Origin of the sequence: Marinobacter alexandrii (genome assembly GCA_039984955.1) — a bacterium.
In the GTDB taxonomy this organism is placed as follows: domain Bacteria; phylum Bacteroidota; class Bacteroidia; order Cytophagales; family Cyclobacteriaceae; genus Ekhidna.
This window is the reverse complement of record JBDWTN010000007.1, coordinates 627493-645399: the sequence shown is the minus strand read 5'-3', so window position 1 is coordinate 645399 and position 17907 is coordinate 627493. Positions and strand designations below refer to the sequence as shown.

9 protein-coding genes are annotated in these 17907 nt (G+C 38.7%); 4 read left to right on the top strand and 5 right to left on the bottom strand.

Annotated elements, in window-relative coordinates; all coding sequences use genetic code 11:
* The first annotated feature begins 248 nt into the window (after positions 1-248).
* Entirely contained in the window at positions 249-8987 is an 8739-nt protein-coding gene (locus ABJQ32_09180) for a T9SS type A sorting domain-containing protein (protein MEP5289810.1), read from the top strand.
* Here ABJQ32_09180 and ABJQ32_09175 read toward each other — a convergent pair whose 3' ends face one another.
* Positions 8988-9686 carry a 16S rRNA (uracil(1498)-N(3))-methyltransferase gene (locus tag ABJQ32_09175; protein ID MEP5289809.1) on the bottom strand — a complete coding sequence of 233 codons (699 nt, stop codon included), beginning with the start codon at positions 9684-9686 and terminating at the stop codon, positions 8988-8990. It abuts the gene before it with no gap.
* Between the two features lie 138 nt (positions 9687-9824).
* On the opposite strand from ABJQ32_09175, the gene ABJQ32_09170 reads away from it, so the two are divergent.
* Positions 9825-11987, top strand: a complete 2163-nt coding sequence (locus ABJQ32_09170; protein ID MEP5289808.1) for a glutamine synthetase III — start codon at positions 9825-9827, stop codon at positions 11985-11987.
* 58 nt (positions 11988-12045) lie between these two features.
* Here the strand turns inward: ABJQ32_09170 and ABJQ32_09165 are convergent, their stop codons facing one another.
* Entirely contained in the window at positions 12046-14427 is a 2382-nt protein-coding gene (locus ABJQ32_09165) for an ABC transporter permease (GenBank protein MEP5289807.1), read from the bottom strand.
* Positions 14428-14620: 193 nt separating this feature from the next.
* On the opposite strand from ABJQ32_09165, the gene ABJQ32_09160 reads away from it, so the two are divergent.
* Together ABJQ32_09160 and ABJQ32_09155 are read left to right on the top strand one after the other, a co-directional pair.
* Positions 14621-15052 (top strand): peptidylprolyl isomerase, encoded by a 432-nt coding sequence (locus tag ABJQ32_09160; GenBank protein ID MEP5289806.1) that lies wholly within the window; start codon positions 14621-14623, stop codon positions 15050-15052.
* 100 nt (positions 15053-15152) lie between these two features.
* Positions 15153-15908 carry an MBL fold metallo-hydrolase gene (locus tag ABJQ32_09155; GenBank protein ID MEP5289805.1) on the top strand — a complete coding sequence of 252 codons (756 nt, stop codon included), beginning with the start codon at positions 15153-15155 and terminating at the stop codon, positions 15906-15908.
* Between the two features lie 5 nt (positions 15909-15913).
* Here ABJQ32_09155 and ABJQ32_09150 read toward each other — a convergent pair whose 3' ends face one another.
* The 3 genes from ABJQ32_09150 to ABJQ32_09140 form a co-directional block, all read right to left on the bottom strand.
* Entirely contained in the window at positions 15914-16132 is a 219-nt protein-coding gene (locus tag ABJQ32_09150) for a hypothetical protein (GenBank protein MEP5289804.1), read from the bottom strand.
* A gap of 109 nt (positions 16133-16241) precedes the next feature.
* Positions 16242-17141: an aminotransferase class IV gene (locus ABJQ32_09145; GenBank protein ID MEP5289803.1), complete on the bottom strand. Its 900-nt coding sequence runs from the start codon at positions 17139-17141 to the stop codon at positions 16242-16244.
* A gap of 43 nt (positions 17142-17184) precedes the next feature.
* Entirely contained in the window at positions 17185-17907 is a 723-nt protein-coding gene (locus ABJQ32_09140) for a hypothetical protein (protein MEP5289802.1), read from the bottom strand.

Below are 17907 nucleotides of genomic sequence, written 5' to 3'. Positions count from 1 at the left end.
GATGTATCATTGCAGATTCACTTCTTTTTCGTTAGGAAGCTCTTGTGTAGAGACCCCAATCACATCTCAAGAGTTAAACAAAACAAGTCAAACGAAGTTTTTCAAAGCAATTAGTCGAAATATTTAGTGCGTTCAACTGGACATTTTTACTTTCTTAGATTCGCAATATGCATTTCGCCGAAAAACTGAATTAAGGATGAAAAGCTTTGCTATTTTGCATTAATTGATTCATTTAATTGAATTCCGCCATGAGACGTATTGAAAGATTATTGTTTAGCCTACTAATAGTAGGGGGAACATCCTTAATTACCCATGCCCAGAATGGGCCTGGAGGGATAGGAGATGGAACTGGAACCAATGGGCCAAGAAACGTCCTTTGGTTAGATGCCTCAACCTTGGGGCTTGGCGATGGTGCAAATGTTTTAACATGGAGTGACTTATCAGGGAATGGTAACGATCTTACTCAGCAGGGAGCCGATGCTGTTCCAACATTTGCTGAAAATGCCTTCGGAACTGGATTAGATGCCATTCGATTTGATGGTACTGAAAGATACTTACGCATTCTAGATAATGCTACATTAGATGGCTTTGCTGATGGGGTCTCCATCATTCTTGTCACTAATTTTTCTACAGTAGATGATAACCCAAGAGGAATAATTTCGAAAAGAAATAGTTCCAGCTCAGAGGAGGTTTACAGCATATTTACTCACACAGGTTCTAGAATGAACTTCGATGTTCGAACCACGGATGATAATAGACTAAGTGATGCAACTACGCTCACAGCAAGCACAGATTATATTCTTTCAGCTGTATATGATGAAATTTTTCAATATACTTCTATCAATAGTAATGCACCAGATACACGAGGCGAAACAGGTAACCTTACTGATGCCTCCTCCGACTTAATTCTTGGCGCACTTAACAATAATTATGGGACCTATTTCGATGGATATCTGGCGGAGGTGATCATTTATGGCAATGGATTAACTCAGGCTGAGAGAATAGTGATTGAGAATTACCTTGCCAATAAATACAGTATAACACTTTCAGGTAACGACTTTTGGACTGATAATGCAACTTACTCCAATGGCCTAGCAGGTATAGGACAAGATTTAGCATACAGCTCTGAAGCTACTACAGCATCTTCCGATTTGATGCGAATCTCGGAATCAACCGATTTTGATGATAATGATTGGGTTTTTTGGGGCCATGACAATGGTGATGCTTCAGTTTGGGTAGCTAGCGAAGTGCCAGGAGCACAGCAAAGACTTGCTAGAGAATGGTTAATTGAAGAAAATGGCGAAACAGGATCTGTTACCGTACAAGTTGATGGAAGTGAATTGCCCAGCACAGGAATTTCTAATCCTCAATACTATCTATTGGTTGATACGAATAATGATGCAGACTTCTCGGATGCTACTCCTTATCTTATGATTTCAGATGGGGCCGGAGGAGCATTCGTAAATATTGATTTGAATACAAATGACAGAATTGCAATTTCATTTGAGCCTGGTACACCATCACAAATCTGGTATAGTTACATATCAGATGATTGGAGCGACCCAAATACATGGACATTAGATGGAGCTATTTCCCCTCTTTATCTGAACCCCTCTAGTGAAGTACCGGGAGTAAGTGATTCTGTTGTGATTAATACCGGTAGAACGGTTACCATGGATGTTAATGACGTTGCTGTAACACGTTTAGAAATTATTGGAACGCTAGACTTGGTAGCTACTACAGGTCATATATTCGGCGTACTTGATGGGTCTGGAACATTAAGGCTTTCAGGTGCAGCAGGTAATGAAAATTACCCTGTTACGAATGATGCATTGTTTATCGATTCTGATGAAGGGGGTACACTGGAGTACTATGGAGCCGGACTTTCAGTCAATTCAGATCGAAGCGCCAATAATCTATTGATCAATATGATTAATACAACAGATATGGTAACTACTTTAGCCGATTTTGATTTAAATGGTAACTTGACAATAAGTAGAGGGATTTTTCAGTTCAATGACAATTTATCAACTAGTAATTTAAATGTAACCGTTGATGGAAATGTGCTAATTGAATCATCCGGTGGAATAGATGTTGGGACTACTAACGCCCGACATGAATTCAATCTTTATGGAAACTTCACCAACCAAGGAGATGTGGATTTTACAAATAGAACTTCTCAGGCAACAGGAAGTGAAGCAACGAACGGTATTGTAGACGTTAACTTTTTAAGCTCAAGCCAAGATCAAACAGTAGTCCTTCAGAATGTAACTGATTTTTATCGGGTAGAGATAAACAAAGGAGTTGATGATACATATATAGTGGAATTTATTGCCGATGATCCAAGTTTTTTCAATTTGTATGGTTACGCAAATCAAGGAATCGACAATCCACAAGGGTCAACAAATGACAATGCTTTTGGGCTAATTTATGGAACAGCGAAGATTGGCAATAATGTAACAGTATCTCCTCTCAATGCAGGAGGAAATTACAGCATTTTTGAAGGTGCTCAAATATGGGTAGACGGAGGTACAGTTGAAAAGACTGCTGGAACTGCAATAGTACCATATGGCTCAATACGAGTTTCATCTGGTGCACTTAATGCACCAATCAATAGTGGAATTACAACTAGAGATAATGGGCAATTAACAATAGAAGGAGGAACTGTCACCGTAAACCAGTTCAGAACTTCCATTAATGGAGTATCTGCTTTGGGAGGTTTAGTGATGACAGGAGGAATATTTAACATTATCGGAGAAAACACCAGTGCAAATTATTATACATTCAGTCTAACATACCCAGGTAATGTCTTTAACATGTCTGGAGGGGTTATCAATGTTTCTGGCGCGAATGCAACCGGAGGCATTTACATCAATAGTTCAGACGAAAACATAAGCGTTACTGGTGGTACGGTTAATTTGGATGTTACCAATGGTAATAACCTAACGATCACTTCCAGGGCTCCATTTTTTAACTTAAATGTATTAGAATCGAATGCTTCTGCAGCTAGTGTTCTAGTATCCAACGGCAGTTCAGGAACTGGCGGTGGTTTGACCACTGTCAACATGGATAAATTCCAGGTGCTTAATGACTTGCATATTGATAACAGCGGTGGGAATACAACCACTTTTAATGCAGGGGGAATAGACTTAGGTATTACTGGATCCTTATTAATCGAAAATGGATCTTCAGTTGATTTAAGCAATATGAATCTCACGTTTGAGGGTACAGGCTCCTCAAACATTGACATAGGTATTGCATCCACTCTGGTGTTAGACAGTCTAGAAATTAACAAGAACAATGAGAATGTAAATGTTATTGTTACAAATGGTCAGTCTACAGCCATTCAAGTCGATGATTTACTCAATGTTGCTAGTGGTAATTTCGATGTAAGCACGTTTGATATTACTGTCAATGGCAACATCGATGCTTTAGATACCATTGGAACAGCAATAAGTACTGGCCAAATCTATATGAACGGAGCAGCCACTCAATCGATCACATCTACCAATGGAGCTATTTATGATTTGGAAATTGATAACACAAACGGCGTAAGCTTAGATGGTGATTTTGGGATAATCAATCAATTGAATCTTAACGATGGAATTTTTGATATCAATACATCCAAGCTGACAACAGGTGCTGAGGTTTTAACAACAGGCACTTTTGGTACAAGTTTAATGATCCAAACAGGTGGAAATCCTACTGATGGGGGATTAGAATACCTTTTTGATGCTGATGAGACCTTGACATATCCATTCGGGATTTCAGGAAATTACACACCACTTGTTGCCGATATAAATCTTACAAGTGGTGATGTTGGATATATTCGAACAAATCCAGTAAATGATAAATTAGGTACCATAGATGACGGAGCAGGTGTTATTGACTTTCTGAATTATTATTGGAAAATTGGAGTGTCTGATTTTGTTGATTTACCAACAGTAAATAGCTATGTTTTTTCATATAGTTCAGCTGACGTTAGTGGAACCGAAGGAAATCTTCAGCCAGGATTTGTGGAGGATGGTACCGATGCAGATTTGGATGCAGATTCGTTCACAAGAACTGCTGTTGGGAGCACTGCAGATGTAGCTAGTAATCAGATTACATTTATATTAGGAACAACGGCAAGAGCTGCTAATTATACTGCAGGTGAGGCTGATGCCTTTGCTGGTGGAGTAACTGTTTTTTATTCCAGAAAGCAAGTAGGAGATGATCAGAAAAATTGGACTTCACGGTTTAGTTGGTCTACAGATGATGTAAATAAGCATGCTGGACAAGCGGCAAGCTCTTATCCTGGTGAGAATAGTACTAGTGATGTTGCGGTAGTGGGGTTTGGAGGAATTGATGCTGGAGAAGATTTCAATACGTGTAATCCTTGTACGATTGTGAATAGTGTTAGACATGATCATAGGGTACGATCCGGTGAAACGATAACCGTGGCAGAAATTATTTTTGATCAAAATCCTGCAGCTAACGCATTAAGCAACAATGATACTCGTATTAGGGTATTTGAGACTGCTGTATTAAATGCTGCTAGGGTAACTGGTCGTGGTACAATGTTTCAAAGAGTAAATGCTAGTAATATTGGAACAATTAATGCGGACTTCAATGAATTTAATAAAGACGAGGATAACGGCTGGTTTCTACAAGTAACAGGTGGTACGTCAATAGTGATATCTGACAGATTTGAATTTCCGACCCTCAGAGTTTTTGGGGGAGGTAGAGATGTAAGCTACACACAGGATGTCACAGCAAAAGGGTTAGTTGTTGATAATAATGCAGATCTATTTCTTGACCATAATTTCACGATAAATGGAACAGCAAGGATAGGATTGAATGGAGGTGGGGAACTGATTTTTGGTGCTGCGGCCGGGGGAGCAGTTGGGTCTAACGTAATCTTTGAGTGCGATTCACTTATCTTGACAAGTAACAATAATAACGGAGTGTCTGTAGTTGATGCTGGTGCGGATATCCACACTTTAAGGGTTAATGGAGGACTAAATTTGGTACAAGGTGCATTGTTCGATTTGTCAAACGCAGACCCTTCTTCTCAAGCTATTTTAGAATTGGCTGGGACAGGACAACATGCTTTTACGAACACATCTTCTATAGTTCCTGAGTTATATCGTATTGTAGTAAATAAGGGTGTGGATACAACAAGTACATTTAGCCTTGATGCACCCGTGTTAATAAGCGGAGATAATTCAGTTGAGCCACCAGCAGTAGAATTGCAAAACGGGAAACTAATTATAAATAGTGCTTTGATAAATGCGGTTGTGGCTGATGGTATTGACTATTTAATTCCTGCATCAGCTGGAGTAGAGGTTCTGCAGGGAACTATTTCTACTACAGGTTCAAATATCATCCTAGACGGTTTATTGAGGGTTAATGGAGGGACTGTGAATCTTGGTACAAGTGATATCGAATACACAAACTCAGGGACTTCATTGATAGATGTGCTCAGTGGTACATTGAATGTCGGTGGGCAAGTTAGAAGAGCAACGTCATCTACAACAGGAATACTCAAATATAGGCAGACCGGAGGTGACGTAGATATTGCTACAGATGGAATTTCCACTTCTTCGAGAGGAGCGTTTGAAGTGCTTAACAGCGGGAGTGAATTTACACTTACTGGCGGAACATTTAATATTGAAAGGGGAGTTACAGGGGATGCAAATATCTCGTTGGAATTAGATCCAACAACTACGGATATCTCGGGATCAACGATCACCATTTTTGAAAACCTAGGAGGAGACTATGGTGCTAACTTCTTCAATGTTTCGTCTTCAATACTATTAAACGATCTGATTATAGCTAACACCATTGATCTTCCAGATGTACAGCTCTTTAATCGGGATTTGGAGGTGAATAATTTAACGATAAATGCCAATCAATCTCTTTTGACGAATGGATTCGACCTAACCTTAAATGGGGATTTTACAAATAATGGAACTTACGGTAATACAAATTCTGAAACAATTTTCGCTGGCTCAGGAGCTCAAACCATAAGTGGATCGGGAGCATTCACGATCTTTACTTTACGTAAAAATGGTTCAGGTACCACCACATCAAATGTCGCATTAGATTTAGATAGTGACTTTTACCTTACATCAGGCACGTTCGATGTAGGTTCTAACTCATTGAGCCTACAAAATGATGCATTTGTACAAAGTACTTTTCTAAATAGCGGAGGAAATGGACTAATGTTCAATGGTACGGCAAATCAAGACTTAAATGGCTTAACCAATAATGCCATTGACATTGGAACGATAACCATAAACAATCCGTCAGGAGTCGATATCCCAGATGGAAATGGGTTCGATTTTAACATCACCCAGGAACTTAGACTCAATGGAGGTGTATTTAATATCGGAGGGAGCTTGGTTACATTGAGTTCTGGAGCTCCAGTGACTGAAGTTTCTACATTTAATGTAAATAACATGGTGCAAACCAACAGCTCATTTACTGATAACGGTCTAAGAATTGAATTTTTTACAGTTGCAGCAGACACAGTAGTCTTTTTTCCAATCGGTGAATTAAAATACACTCCCGTAGAATTTGACCTGGATGCTGGAACGACTACTGGTAGTATCAGAGTAAGGCCGGCAAATGAGCCTCACCCGACCATAGTGGATGACGCAGAGCCAATGACTGAGACCGAAATTGACGATACTCAAAATGTCTTAAACTATCATTGGATAGTCGTTTCTGAGAATGTGACTAACGCAAGTGGTTCAGCTATTTTCTTTTATGATCATGATGATATAAGTGTAACTGCGCCTTACGATACAACACATTACATTTCTGCAAGACTTCTATCGAATGATGTAAACTGGGATAAGTTTGCTCCTACTTTGTTTAGGGGCGTAAATCAAACGTTTGAGGTTCCTTTAAGTTCGTTTTCTGCTTCTGAGATCACTGGGGATTATACAGCAGGAGTAGGTAGTTCAGACGGTGTTAATAACGACATTGAAGGAGCCATTCCGGATCAGTTAGCTCAATATGAGACTTCTTTTGCTGGAACAGGTAATTATAGTTTGGCAAGCAATTGGAATCCATTGAGTGGATCTCCGACTGTGACAGATGGTGTTGGACCAGTAGGAGCTCAAATAATTGTGAGGAGTGGAGATGATCTTACTTTAAATCTTGATAACATTCGTTTATATGCAACAGAAATTGAAGCAGGCGGAATTTTGAGAGTGCCTTCAGGCACGGTTGGAGTAAGATTAGGAACGGTGACAGGATCAGGCACTATTGTTTTAGAAGACAATGAATTACTTCCTACAGGTGAGTACACTGATTTCTTTCAATGCGATGGGGGAGCTCTTCAGTATTCAGGGACTACTTCATACAACGTGCTTTCAGGTATATCCCAAGTAAGAAAAGTTATTTTAGATGGGTCTGGATCAAGAACATTGCCTAATAATCTTCTAACCGTTTGTGATACATTAGAAATCAACGGACCAACGGTTGTCCTTAACTCCGGTCTTACCTATGCAGTAGGGGATGCCGATACGGATCTTTTCAATGTTCAGGCAGGGGCTGTCATTCTATCCAATGGTTCCAGCATTAATATAACTGGTGACTTTGAGTTGTCTGGAGGAACATTTACAGGGACAGAGAATACTGATTTGAATGTGACCGATGATATGACCTTGTCTGGAGGAACCCTAAATTGGAATGGGACAGATGTAACATTAAATGGGTCTAGTGAGCAATTAGTAGATGGGTCATTTATCGGAGTAGCAGGTTTTGATGATTTAACGATAAATAATTCAGGTACAGGTGTGACGGTAAATAGTGGAGATGTAGAGATAGGTGGTACACTTACATTGACAGATGGTTTGGTGAACACTACCTCTTCAGAAACATTGACACTAACATCTTCTGGTGATTGGACAGGAGCTAGCACAGCAAGTTATGTCACTGGACCAATGCAAAAAGAAGATATTGCAGCGACTTCTACTTATGAATTTCCAGTGGGTAAATCGGTAAGATATGCACCAGTATCGGTTGTTAATGTAGATACAGGTGGCGATGATTGGACAGCCGAATATTACACTTCTACAAGCGCTACATATCCAAATTCATCTTTCGATACAGATGATCCTGGTTCTGGATTCAATGCGTTGATAAGAGTACTGAGTACTGATAGATGGGAGGTTTCCAGTGCAGGGTCTAATTCGGCACAAGTTCAGGCTACCTATGGATCTCATAACAGTTTTGACAATTCTGCAAGTATAAGACTTGTTTGGTGGGATGATGCTGAAATAGCAGATGGTGATGTCGATGCAGCTCAAGCTAGATGGGAAAACCAAGGAGGTCAGATTTCAGGAACTGCATCTTCTGGTACTGTGACATCTGAAAGCAGTGTAATTTTTAGTACTAGACAAGTAGCTCTTGGATATGCTCCCGAAACTGTATTACCGGTTGAACTCCTGGACTTCTCGGCAATCGCTATTGAAAACCGTGTGAATTTATTCTGGTCAACGGTCACCGAGTTGAACAATGACTATTTTGAACTATTCCATTCAACAGATGGAGTGGAATTTGTTTCAATAGGAACTGTAGAAGGTAATGGAACTACCAATGAACTGATAGAGTATGGATTCACACATGAGAAGCCAGCTTTAGGGGATAACTATTACAAGTTGAGGCAAGTGGATTTTGATGGTACCGAGACTTTTTACGATATCGTCAGGGTATATAATGATCACTTTAGAGCGTCAATGGATGTAACCATTTATCCAAATCCTGCAACGAATGAAAATCTTCACTTAAGAATTCAAACTGGAGATGATCATACTCCTATTAATATTAGAGTTTTTGACTTAAAAGGAAAAGTTCATTATAGTCGAACGATGAATAGTTCTTTGAATATGGATGAACAAATTCTACCTGATGAGCGAATGATTCCGGGAGTTTACTTCATGGTAATTCAGCAAGGAGACGACACTAAGAAGAAGAAAATAGTTATTAGATAACTAATACTGATTGATTGTATTGACGAAACAGCAGGCTACAAAGCCTGCTGTTTCTGTTCTTAGCGTATTCTCTCCAATTGAGACTGCTTTAAAACCTGTTGCTTTGGCCATGTTAACTTCTTCTATTGAAAAGTCCCCTTCTGGTCCTATCAAAACAGAAATTGATTTTGAAGGTTCTACTTCCTTTGTTATGTATTGATGAGTTTTATCCACATGAGCTATTAATTTAATATCACTTGAGTCGTTCTTGAGGAATTGATCTATAGAAATGAGCTCATTTATTTTCATTAAAAAGGGATTACCAGATTGTTTCATCGCACTCACAGCTTTTTTTTCTAGCCTATCCAATCGTATTTTTTTTCTCTCACTATGTTTGGTTTGAATGAATGTCACTTGATCTACTCCTATTTCACTTAGTTTTTCAATCAGCCATTCCATTCTGTCAATGCTTTTAGTTGGAGCGATACCCAGATGAATTTCGAATTCTTTCTCAGGTGTGATATTGGATTCAATAATCTTAAAATCACATACCTTTTTTGAGACTCGAGTCAAATTCGCACGATGTTTACCGCCATTTCCATCATAAATCATGATTTCATCCCCTTCTTGATGCCTTAAAACCTGAGAACAGTGTCTGGATTCCTCTTCTGAGAGGGAATTATTCTCTTTACTTAGCTCTTTTTCGTAAAAAATGGCCATTTAATGTCTCTTTTTTGATTTTAAAAGAATGATTTTTTGCAAATTCAATAATTTTTGATCTAAAAATGAACCTAAAAACTTTTGATTTGCAAAAAATGCATAATTTTGAGTGTAAAATTTATTGGAAAATAATAAACCATGGCATTACTTAGACACCAAGCGCTTAATTTAGTTCAAACCCGAGAGAAGGTAGACGTTCAGGCACCTTCAAAACGCATCTCCGATTATTTTGGAGAAATGGCTTTCACCAAGTCGCAAATGCAATCCGCTTTGTCACCAGATGTTTTTAAGCGAGTAACCGATTGTATTCAGAACCGAAAGAAGATTGACATTGAAACGGCCGACGCAGTAGCTGTTGCAGTGAAAAATTGGGCCATGGAACTCGGTGTAACTCATTATACTCACTGGTTTCAACCACTGACGGGAGCAACCGCTGAAAAGCATGATTCCTTCTTTGATCCAAGCAAAGGCATAGAAAATTTTAAAGCAGAAGCATTAGTACAGCAGGAGCCCGATGCATCATCATTTCCCAATGGAGGTATTCGAAGTACGTTTGAGGCCAGAGGGTATACAGCTTGGGATCCTTCTTCTCCTATTTTCATTTACGGGAAGACGCTTTGTATCCCAACCATTTTTGTTGCCTACACAGGAGAAGCGCTAGATCACAAGGCACCTTTGCTCAAAGCACTAGAAGCAGTAGATAAAGCTGCCGTTAAGGTATGCCGCTTGTTTGACCGAAACATATCAAAAGTAAATGCTTCGTTGGGATGGGAACAAGAGTATTTTGTAATAGATAAGGCACTTTATAATGCTCGCCCTGATTTGGTAATGGGAGGAAGAACATTGTTTGGCCACAACCCTGCAAGAGGGCAACAACTAGACGATCACTATTTTGGATCTATTCCAAGTCGTATTTACGATTTCATGAAAGACTATGAAATTGAATCACACAGATTGGGTATTCCATTGATGACACGACATAATGAGGTTGCTCCTGCGCAGTATGAAGCAGCTCCAATGTATGGCTCTGTGAATGAAGCCACAGATCAAAATCAATTGTTGATGGATGTGATGGATAAGGTGGCGAATAAGCATGATTTAAGAGTTCTTTTTCATGAAAAACCTTTTGCTGAACTCAATGGAAGTGGTAAGCATAACAACTGGTCGCTTGTCACGGATACAGGTGTAAATCTTTATCAGCCAAGCAGCAGCGCGAAAGACAATTTACTTTTCTTAACCTTCTTTGTGACAACCATTAAGGCTGTGCATGAGCATGCAGACATGCTGAGGTCAAGTATTGCATCTGCTGGAAATGACTTCCGTCTAGGAGCGAATGAAGCTCCTCCAGCAATCATTTCAGTATTTATAGGTTCTACATTAACAAAAGTGTTGGATCAGCTGGAAAAATCTGGAGACGTGATGGTAGAGAAAGGGGAAAATTTATACATGAAATTAGGTATTGATCAAATTCCTTCGATCATACTAGACAATACTGATAGAAATAGGACTTCTCCATTCGCCTTCACAGGAAATAAATTTGAATTCAGAGCTGTAGGGTCTGATGCGAACGTGTCTGATCCAATGATGGTATTAAATACAATCATGGCTGATCAACTTTCCGATTTTTACAAGAAAGTGAATAAGTTGATTGATGGCGGAAGAGATAAGCGTTTGGCTATTATTGATGTACTGCGAGATTATATTAAAGAATCTAAACCTGTAAGATTTGAAGGAGACGGTTATTCAGACGAATGGGTAAAAGAGGCTGAAAAAAGAAAACTTTCAAATGAACCAACTACTCCTCGAGCTCTGGATTTCTCTGTGACAGACAAAGCAATAAAGCTTTATGAAAAGCATAAAGTAATGACGAAAGTAGAAATAGAAGCTCGCCACGAGATACGCTTGGAAAATTACGTCATGAAAGTGCAGATCGAATCAAGAATGATGGGGGATATAGCGAGTAATATGATTATTCCAACGGCAACCAAGTATCAATCCAAATTAATTGAGAATGCGAAAGGATTGAAAGACCTGGGGCTAGATGCGACGGAAATCAAGAAGACTATTGAGGAAGTTTCTACGCATATTAATAACGTACGAAAACTTTCACATGAGATGATAGAGGAGCGTAAGCGAATTAATCAGATTGAAGATATTCGTGAGAAAGCTATCGAATATTGTGATACTGTTAAAGGGAAATACTTCCAACCTCTTAGATATGCTGTAGACAAATTGGAGATGTTTGTTGATGATGAGGATTGGCCATTACCGAAATACAGAGAATTATTGTTTTTGCGATAATAATAGATAGATTTGAAAAAAGAGATAAAGCCCTGACAACATTGTCAGGGCTTTTTTCTTATTCATATTTTAAATTATCAGAAGGGTTTGAAGTTGCAGCTCTGTATGCTTGAAACCCAGTGGTGAGAACAACGAATATGGTTACGATGATTAAAACTGCAACGAACGTCAAGAGGTTGATTTGAATATGATATTCAAAATCACTAAGCCAGTTATTCATTATTCGATAGCCAATGATAAAGGCAGGTATGGCTCCAAAAATGATGAGCCAAAAGAAATCTTTGATCAACAGGAATACCAGTCCCTTTACGTTAGCACCAAGTACTTTTCGTACACTTATTTCTTTTGTTCGTTGTTCGGCGGTAAAGGATGCCAATCCCAATAAACCCAATCCTGAAATAATAATCATCATTAATGCAAAACCAAGAAAAAAGCGTCCTCTGAGTCGATCTTCATTATATGCTTGAAGAAAATTCTGATCTAAAAGCTCATATTCAAGAGGCAGTTCAGGATAGAGTTCGTTCCATGATGCTTTGACATGATCTATACCAGTTTGTAGATCTCCATTGATTTTGACCATGGCATTGGAATTATTCAATACAGGAACAAACATGAGTGCCTCAATAGGATTGTAAAGAGAGTTTTGGTGAAAGTTTTTAACTACACCAATCACTCGGTGAAATTTTGTGCTGTCTTGATCAAACTGAAAGCGCTTGCCAATAGGGTCTTCCCAATTCATGCGGACGACCATTGCCTCATTAACTAAAACGGCGCTAGATGTATCGGTTGGATATTGCCTTGATGCGTTTCTCCCTTCTACAATTTCTACATTTAGGACATTGAAATATTCATAATCAATCCCATAAGAATCGATTCCGTAGCTTTCCATCACTCCTTCATTTGTTTCCACATCCATAACATTCTTCCCAAACCCACGACCAGGAATAGTCGTAGATGTGGAAGCGTTGACAATGTTAGGATCTTGCATAAGATTGTTTTTCAGTGCATCCCACCGTTCACTTACATTTCTATTCATTCGAAAGCTTACAATCTGATCTTTATCAAAGCCTAGGTCTGCTTCTCTTACAAATTGCATTTGCTGATAAATGATGAGTGTACCTACTAGCATGAATATCGATATGGCAAACTGCAATCCCACTAGCACTCTTCTGATCCATACATTTCCTGTTCTACCACTACTTTTTCCCCCTTTTATTGCCTTGATAGGACTGAAGCCAGATAAATAAAAAGCTGGATAAGAGCCGCTGAGAATGCCAGTAAATATGAGAATACCTAAAATGATACTCATGATTTTTGTGGAAGCAAGCTGAGTGATATCTAAATCAGTTCCGAGCTGAGCATTGATAATCGGAACGACAATGGATAAGAGCCCTAAGCTAATGATCACTGCAGCAAGGGCCATCAAGACTGATTCAACAATAAATTGCCTAATTAGTGCACCTCTTAATGCTCCCATCACTTTTCGAATGCCTACTTCAAGCGATCTCCTCATTGATCTTGCAGTAGCAAGGTTCATATAGTTAATGCATGCGATGAGTACCAAAAAGACGGCAATGGCTAAGAATATATAGATGTAATCAATATTACCCAACGGAGTTGGCTCACCTTGAAAATCAGAATAGAGATGGATATCCTTGATATTGATAAGCTCATATTTTATTTGAATATCAAACTGATCAAATATTACAGCGACATATTTTGGAATGATTTCTTCATTCAATTTCGCTTCCACAACTGCCGGATCTACATTTTTATTTAGCAGAATATAGGTGTTAAGGCTCCAGCCTCCCCAGCTTTGCTGGTTATAATAATTTTGATTCGTGCTGAATGAAGTCATAGCATTTGCGATGATATGCGAGGTTTTGGGCATATCTTCATAAACTCCTGTTACCTTGTATGAGTAGTTATCTGTTTGAAGGAGTTTGCCAATCGGATTTTCACCCTTAAAAATTTGATCTGAAACAGATTTGCTCAATACAATGCAATTAGGAGCACTTAGCGCTGTTTCTTTTTCTCCTTGCAAGAAATTTACAGTGAATAGATCAAAGACTGTGGAATCAACCAAATAGGAGTCTTCAACGATGTAGCTTATATTTTCATACTCGAATCGGGTATCACCACCTCCTGCGAATCGTACGTATTGGTCGATTTCTTGTATTTCCTGACTCACAGCCCTTCCAAGAACGGCCTGTGTAGAAGCCCACCGAAATGAGTTATCTGGTTCGGTAAAATCTGTCGAGATTCTGTATACTAGATCTGCCTTCTCATGGTGAGTATCATAGCTCAGTTCTTGATCGAGATACAGCATAATAAGAAGGGCAGAAGCAATACCTATAGTTAAACCAAGGATATTTAGAAAGGCATACCCTGGTTGTCTCTTTAAATGTCTGATTGCAACGAGAAAATAATTTTTAAGCATGATTTAGATTTTGGTCATGAGAAGTGTTCAATAGATGTGCCATACTATCCAAATAATTGATCTTCAAATATATACATTGAAGCAATGTATGAAAATTGTTCAAAAACGATCACTAATTGTTTGTATTGCGAACAGCAGAATCAAGCTTAACAAGACTATTTTATGAACAGAAACAAATAAGTTTGTGCTACTTATGAAAACAGCAGAAATACACACCAAAAAAGGAGTGATGAAAGTCGAATTCTTTGAAAAAGACGCTCCTAACACAGTAAAGAACTTTGTGGACCTTGCCAATGATGGATATTACGATGGTCTTATTTTTCACAGAGTGATACCAAACTTTGTAATACAGGGAGGCTGCCCAAAAGGTGATGGAACCGGAGGTCCAGGCTATCAAATCGATTGCGAACTGGATGGAGAAAATCAATATCATGACAAAGGGGTACTTTCCATGGCCCATGCTGGCAGAAACACAGGTGGCTCACAGTTCTTCATTTGTCACAATAGAGATAACGTAGCACATTTGGATAGAAACCATACAGCCTTTGGAAAAGTAGTTGAAGGATTGGATGTTATAGACCAGATCAAGGAAGGCGATGCTATGGATAAGGTGGTAGTCAATTAAGGTCTTTAGAGTCTAAAACTTTGAATTTGACCTTAAATTATGACCCATCAATGCCAGGTGGGTTTTTTGTTAATTACTAGATTTTAAAGTTTACCGATATATGAAAAGCATTGTAAGTCTATTTTTAATTCTATGGTTTTATATTCCTGCACTTTCTCAAATTGATGTGAGTGACACCATACAAACAAGAGACGGAAACCTAACCATTCAGCCAATAATTCATGGCTCCCTTGTCTTGACGTGGAATAATCAAACTATTTATGTAGATCCTTACGGCGGTGCTGAAAGGTTCGAGGGGTTAAAGGAGCCGGATATTATATTGATTACGGATATTCATGGTGACCACTTGAACCAAAAAACATTAGAAAGTATCAATACAGAAAGAGCTAAATTTTTTGTACCTCAAGCGGTAATGGATAAGCTGTCAGAAGAGATAAAAAGCAGAGCAACGGTCATCGAAAATGGACAAACGATTGTTTTCAAAGAAATGGAAATGCTAGCGATACCAATGTATAATTTGCCTGAAGCGGAAGATTCAAGACATACAAAAGGAAGAGGAAATGGATATGTGTTGACGCTTGGAGGAAAGCGTATCTATATTTCGGGTGATACAGAGGATATACCAGAAATGCGAAATCTTAGAAAGATCGATGTGGCATTCATTTGTATGAATTTGCCTTACACAATGGATATAAATCAAGCAGCAAGTGCTGTTATAGAATTTAAACCATCAATTGTGTATCCTTATCACTATCGTGGTAAAGGAGGATTGAGTGATATCAATTCATTTAAAAATCAAGTTGAATCTTCTGGTATTACCACCGAAGTGCGCTTGAAGAATTGGTATCCTGAATAGTTTAATTAAGCAGCAATATCCATTTGGTTTAACCATTTTTTGAAGAAACCAAGTTCTATCCATTGCTTACTTGAAGAAGTACAGTCTCCGCACGTTTCTATCAAAACCCACATCTTACCATAGTCGTCTTTTTTACCAGCCAAAACATTTCTTCTCAGCATTGAGCCATTCATTTGGTACTCTACTGACATGTCCATTAATTGATTGAGATAAATTGCTTCCATTACTTTTTTTGTTTTAATTGTCTTACAAATATGACAACAATGTCAAGCCTAGGTAAGCGTGATTTAGGTATTTACAAAGATTACGTGATTTACGTATCGGCAAACTTTGCTACAGTTTTTCACACCTTTCAGGTAATGATGCATGCATCAGATCAGAGAGTTGTTTTCGGATCTTCGATCCTGTTTTGTTTTCAATGGGGCGACCATCTATCTCTACCACAGGGGTAAGTTCACCCATCGTACCTGTGGCAAAAACCTCATCGGCATCATAGAATTCCACTAAGCTTAGGTTACGTTCTTCTGTAGGAATATCATTCTTCTTTGCTAGTTCCAGTACATAACCACGTGTGATACCATGTAAGCATGCATTGGCAAATGGAGTAAAAAGCTTCCCACTTTTTACCATAAACATATTTGTGTCATTCAACTCAGCAACGAACCCTCGTTCATCTAGCATAATAGCTGCATCTACACCTGCGAAATTCGCTTGAATTTTAGCCAAAATGTTGTTGAGAAGATTGTTGTGATGGATTTTGCTATCCAGAAATTGAGGACTATTTCTTCTTTGAGTAGAGGTGATAACTCGAATACCGGAGTTATTGTCATAGACTAAAGGTTTCCACTCTGCAAGAACAATTAAGCAACTTCCTTTTTGATTGAGCCTAGGATCCATTCCTGAAGTGACTTTTTCTCCTCGACTAAGCGTAATCCGCATCAAGGTATCTTCAGCCATGCCATTTGCTTCCAATGTTTGCTTAATGGCATTCTTTACAAAGTCTCGGGTAGGTACATGATCAAATGCCAGAGCTTTTGCGGAAGCAAAAAGCCGATCCAAATGTGCGTCAAGATGTAAGATGCCTTCTCTATACACCCTCGATCCTTCCCAGACTGCATCACCACCTTGCACTGTACTGTCAAAAACGGATACTTTAGCTTCCGATCTCGGGTATAATCGATCGCCTACCCACACTTGAATGTTCTCATTCTTTGGATTATACTTTTGTAGCATATGATTGAATTAAGGTAATTAGTAGCTTGACGCTGTTTTGAAATTATTGATTGAAATTTAAACTGAATTCTTTGAGTTTCTCATAATAGGGTGTAGACTCTTCATAAAGAGCTTGACAATGTGGGGGTAGTGATCGCTCACTTGTCTTTTGTTTTGCAAATCCAGTTGAATTATGCACATTTTTATACCAATATTTAGCCCACGTTCCATCCTCAGGAATTGGACCTTTTTTCCATGAAAGCATCCTTTCTTCAAAAGGGATATCAAGTCTAGCGCAGAGGTTTTGCAGGCTAACTTTTGGATCTTTCAAGATATCATTTGAGTCTATGACTATAGGTTTGTCCTTGCTTGTTTCGAGCATGAAATCTAGAAGATCAGCTTCATACTTCAATCCAATATCCTGAAGCGTTGGGTGGTGGATTACCTCAGCAAATGAAGCAATCAATTGTTTGGGATCTCTAATTAAAAATACATTCTTCATTTCTGTGAGATAGCTCCATGCTAAACCTTCGTGATGGTGGGCCATATTTTTTATGAATACTATTTCATGATGGTTTTCAAGCGTTTGAATTTCATCCAAGACTTTATCTGCGTTAGCGGACATGCTGGCTATAGTCTCTTTTCTACCAGGATGTTCTAATCCGATATGAATTAGGTAATGAGCGTAAAATGGCTCATCAAGTACTTTAGTTTTCGAATGCTGTGCAAATGAATACATTAAAGCGGTGGAGATATTTCTGGGACCCGAAATAAGATTGATTATCAT

Bases quoted from the DNA above. Each gene is read 5' to 3' on its own strand.
- ABJQ32_09180 (MEP5289810.1), top strand. From the start codon at position 249: ATGAGACGTATTGAAAGATTATTGTTTAGCCTACTAATAGTAGGGGGA.
- ABJQ32_09175 (MEP5289809.1), bottom strand. From the start codon at position 9,686: ATGGCCATTTTTTACGAAAAAGAGCTAAGTAAAGAGAATAATTCCCTC.
- ABJQ32_09170 (MEP5289808.1), top strand. From the start codon at position 9,825: ATGGCATTACTTAGACACCAAGCGCTTAATTTAGTTCAAACCCGAGAG.
- ABJQ32_09165 (MEP5289807.1), bottom strand. From the start codon at position 14,427: ATGCTTAAAAATTATTTTCTCGTTGCAATCAGACATTTAAAGAGACAA.
- ABJQ32_09160 (MEP5289806.1), top strand. From the start codon at position 14,621: ATGAAAACAGCAGAAATACACACCAAAAAAGGAGTGATGAAAGTCGAA.
- ABJQ32_09155 (MEP5289805.1), top strand. From the start codon at position 15,153: ATGAAAAGCATTGTAAGTCTATTTTTAATTCTATGGTTTTATATTCCT.
- ABJQ32_09150 (MEP5289804.1), bottom strand. From the start codon at position 16,132: ATGGAAGCAATTTATCTCAATCAATTAATGGACATGTCAGTAGAGTAC.
- ABJQ32_09145 (MEP5289803.1), bottom strand. From the start codon at position 17,141: ATGCTACAAAAGTATAATCCAAAGAATGAGAACATTCAAGTGTGGGTA.
- ABJQ32_09140 (MEP5289802.1), bottom strand. From the start codon at position 17,907: ATGATAATCAATCTTATTTCGGGTCCCAGAAATATCTCCACCGCTTTA.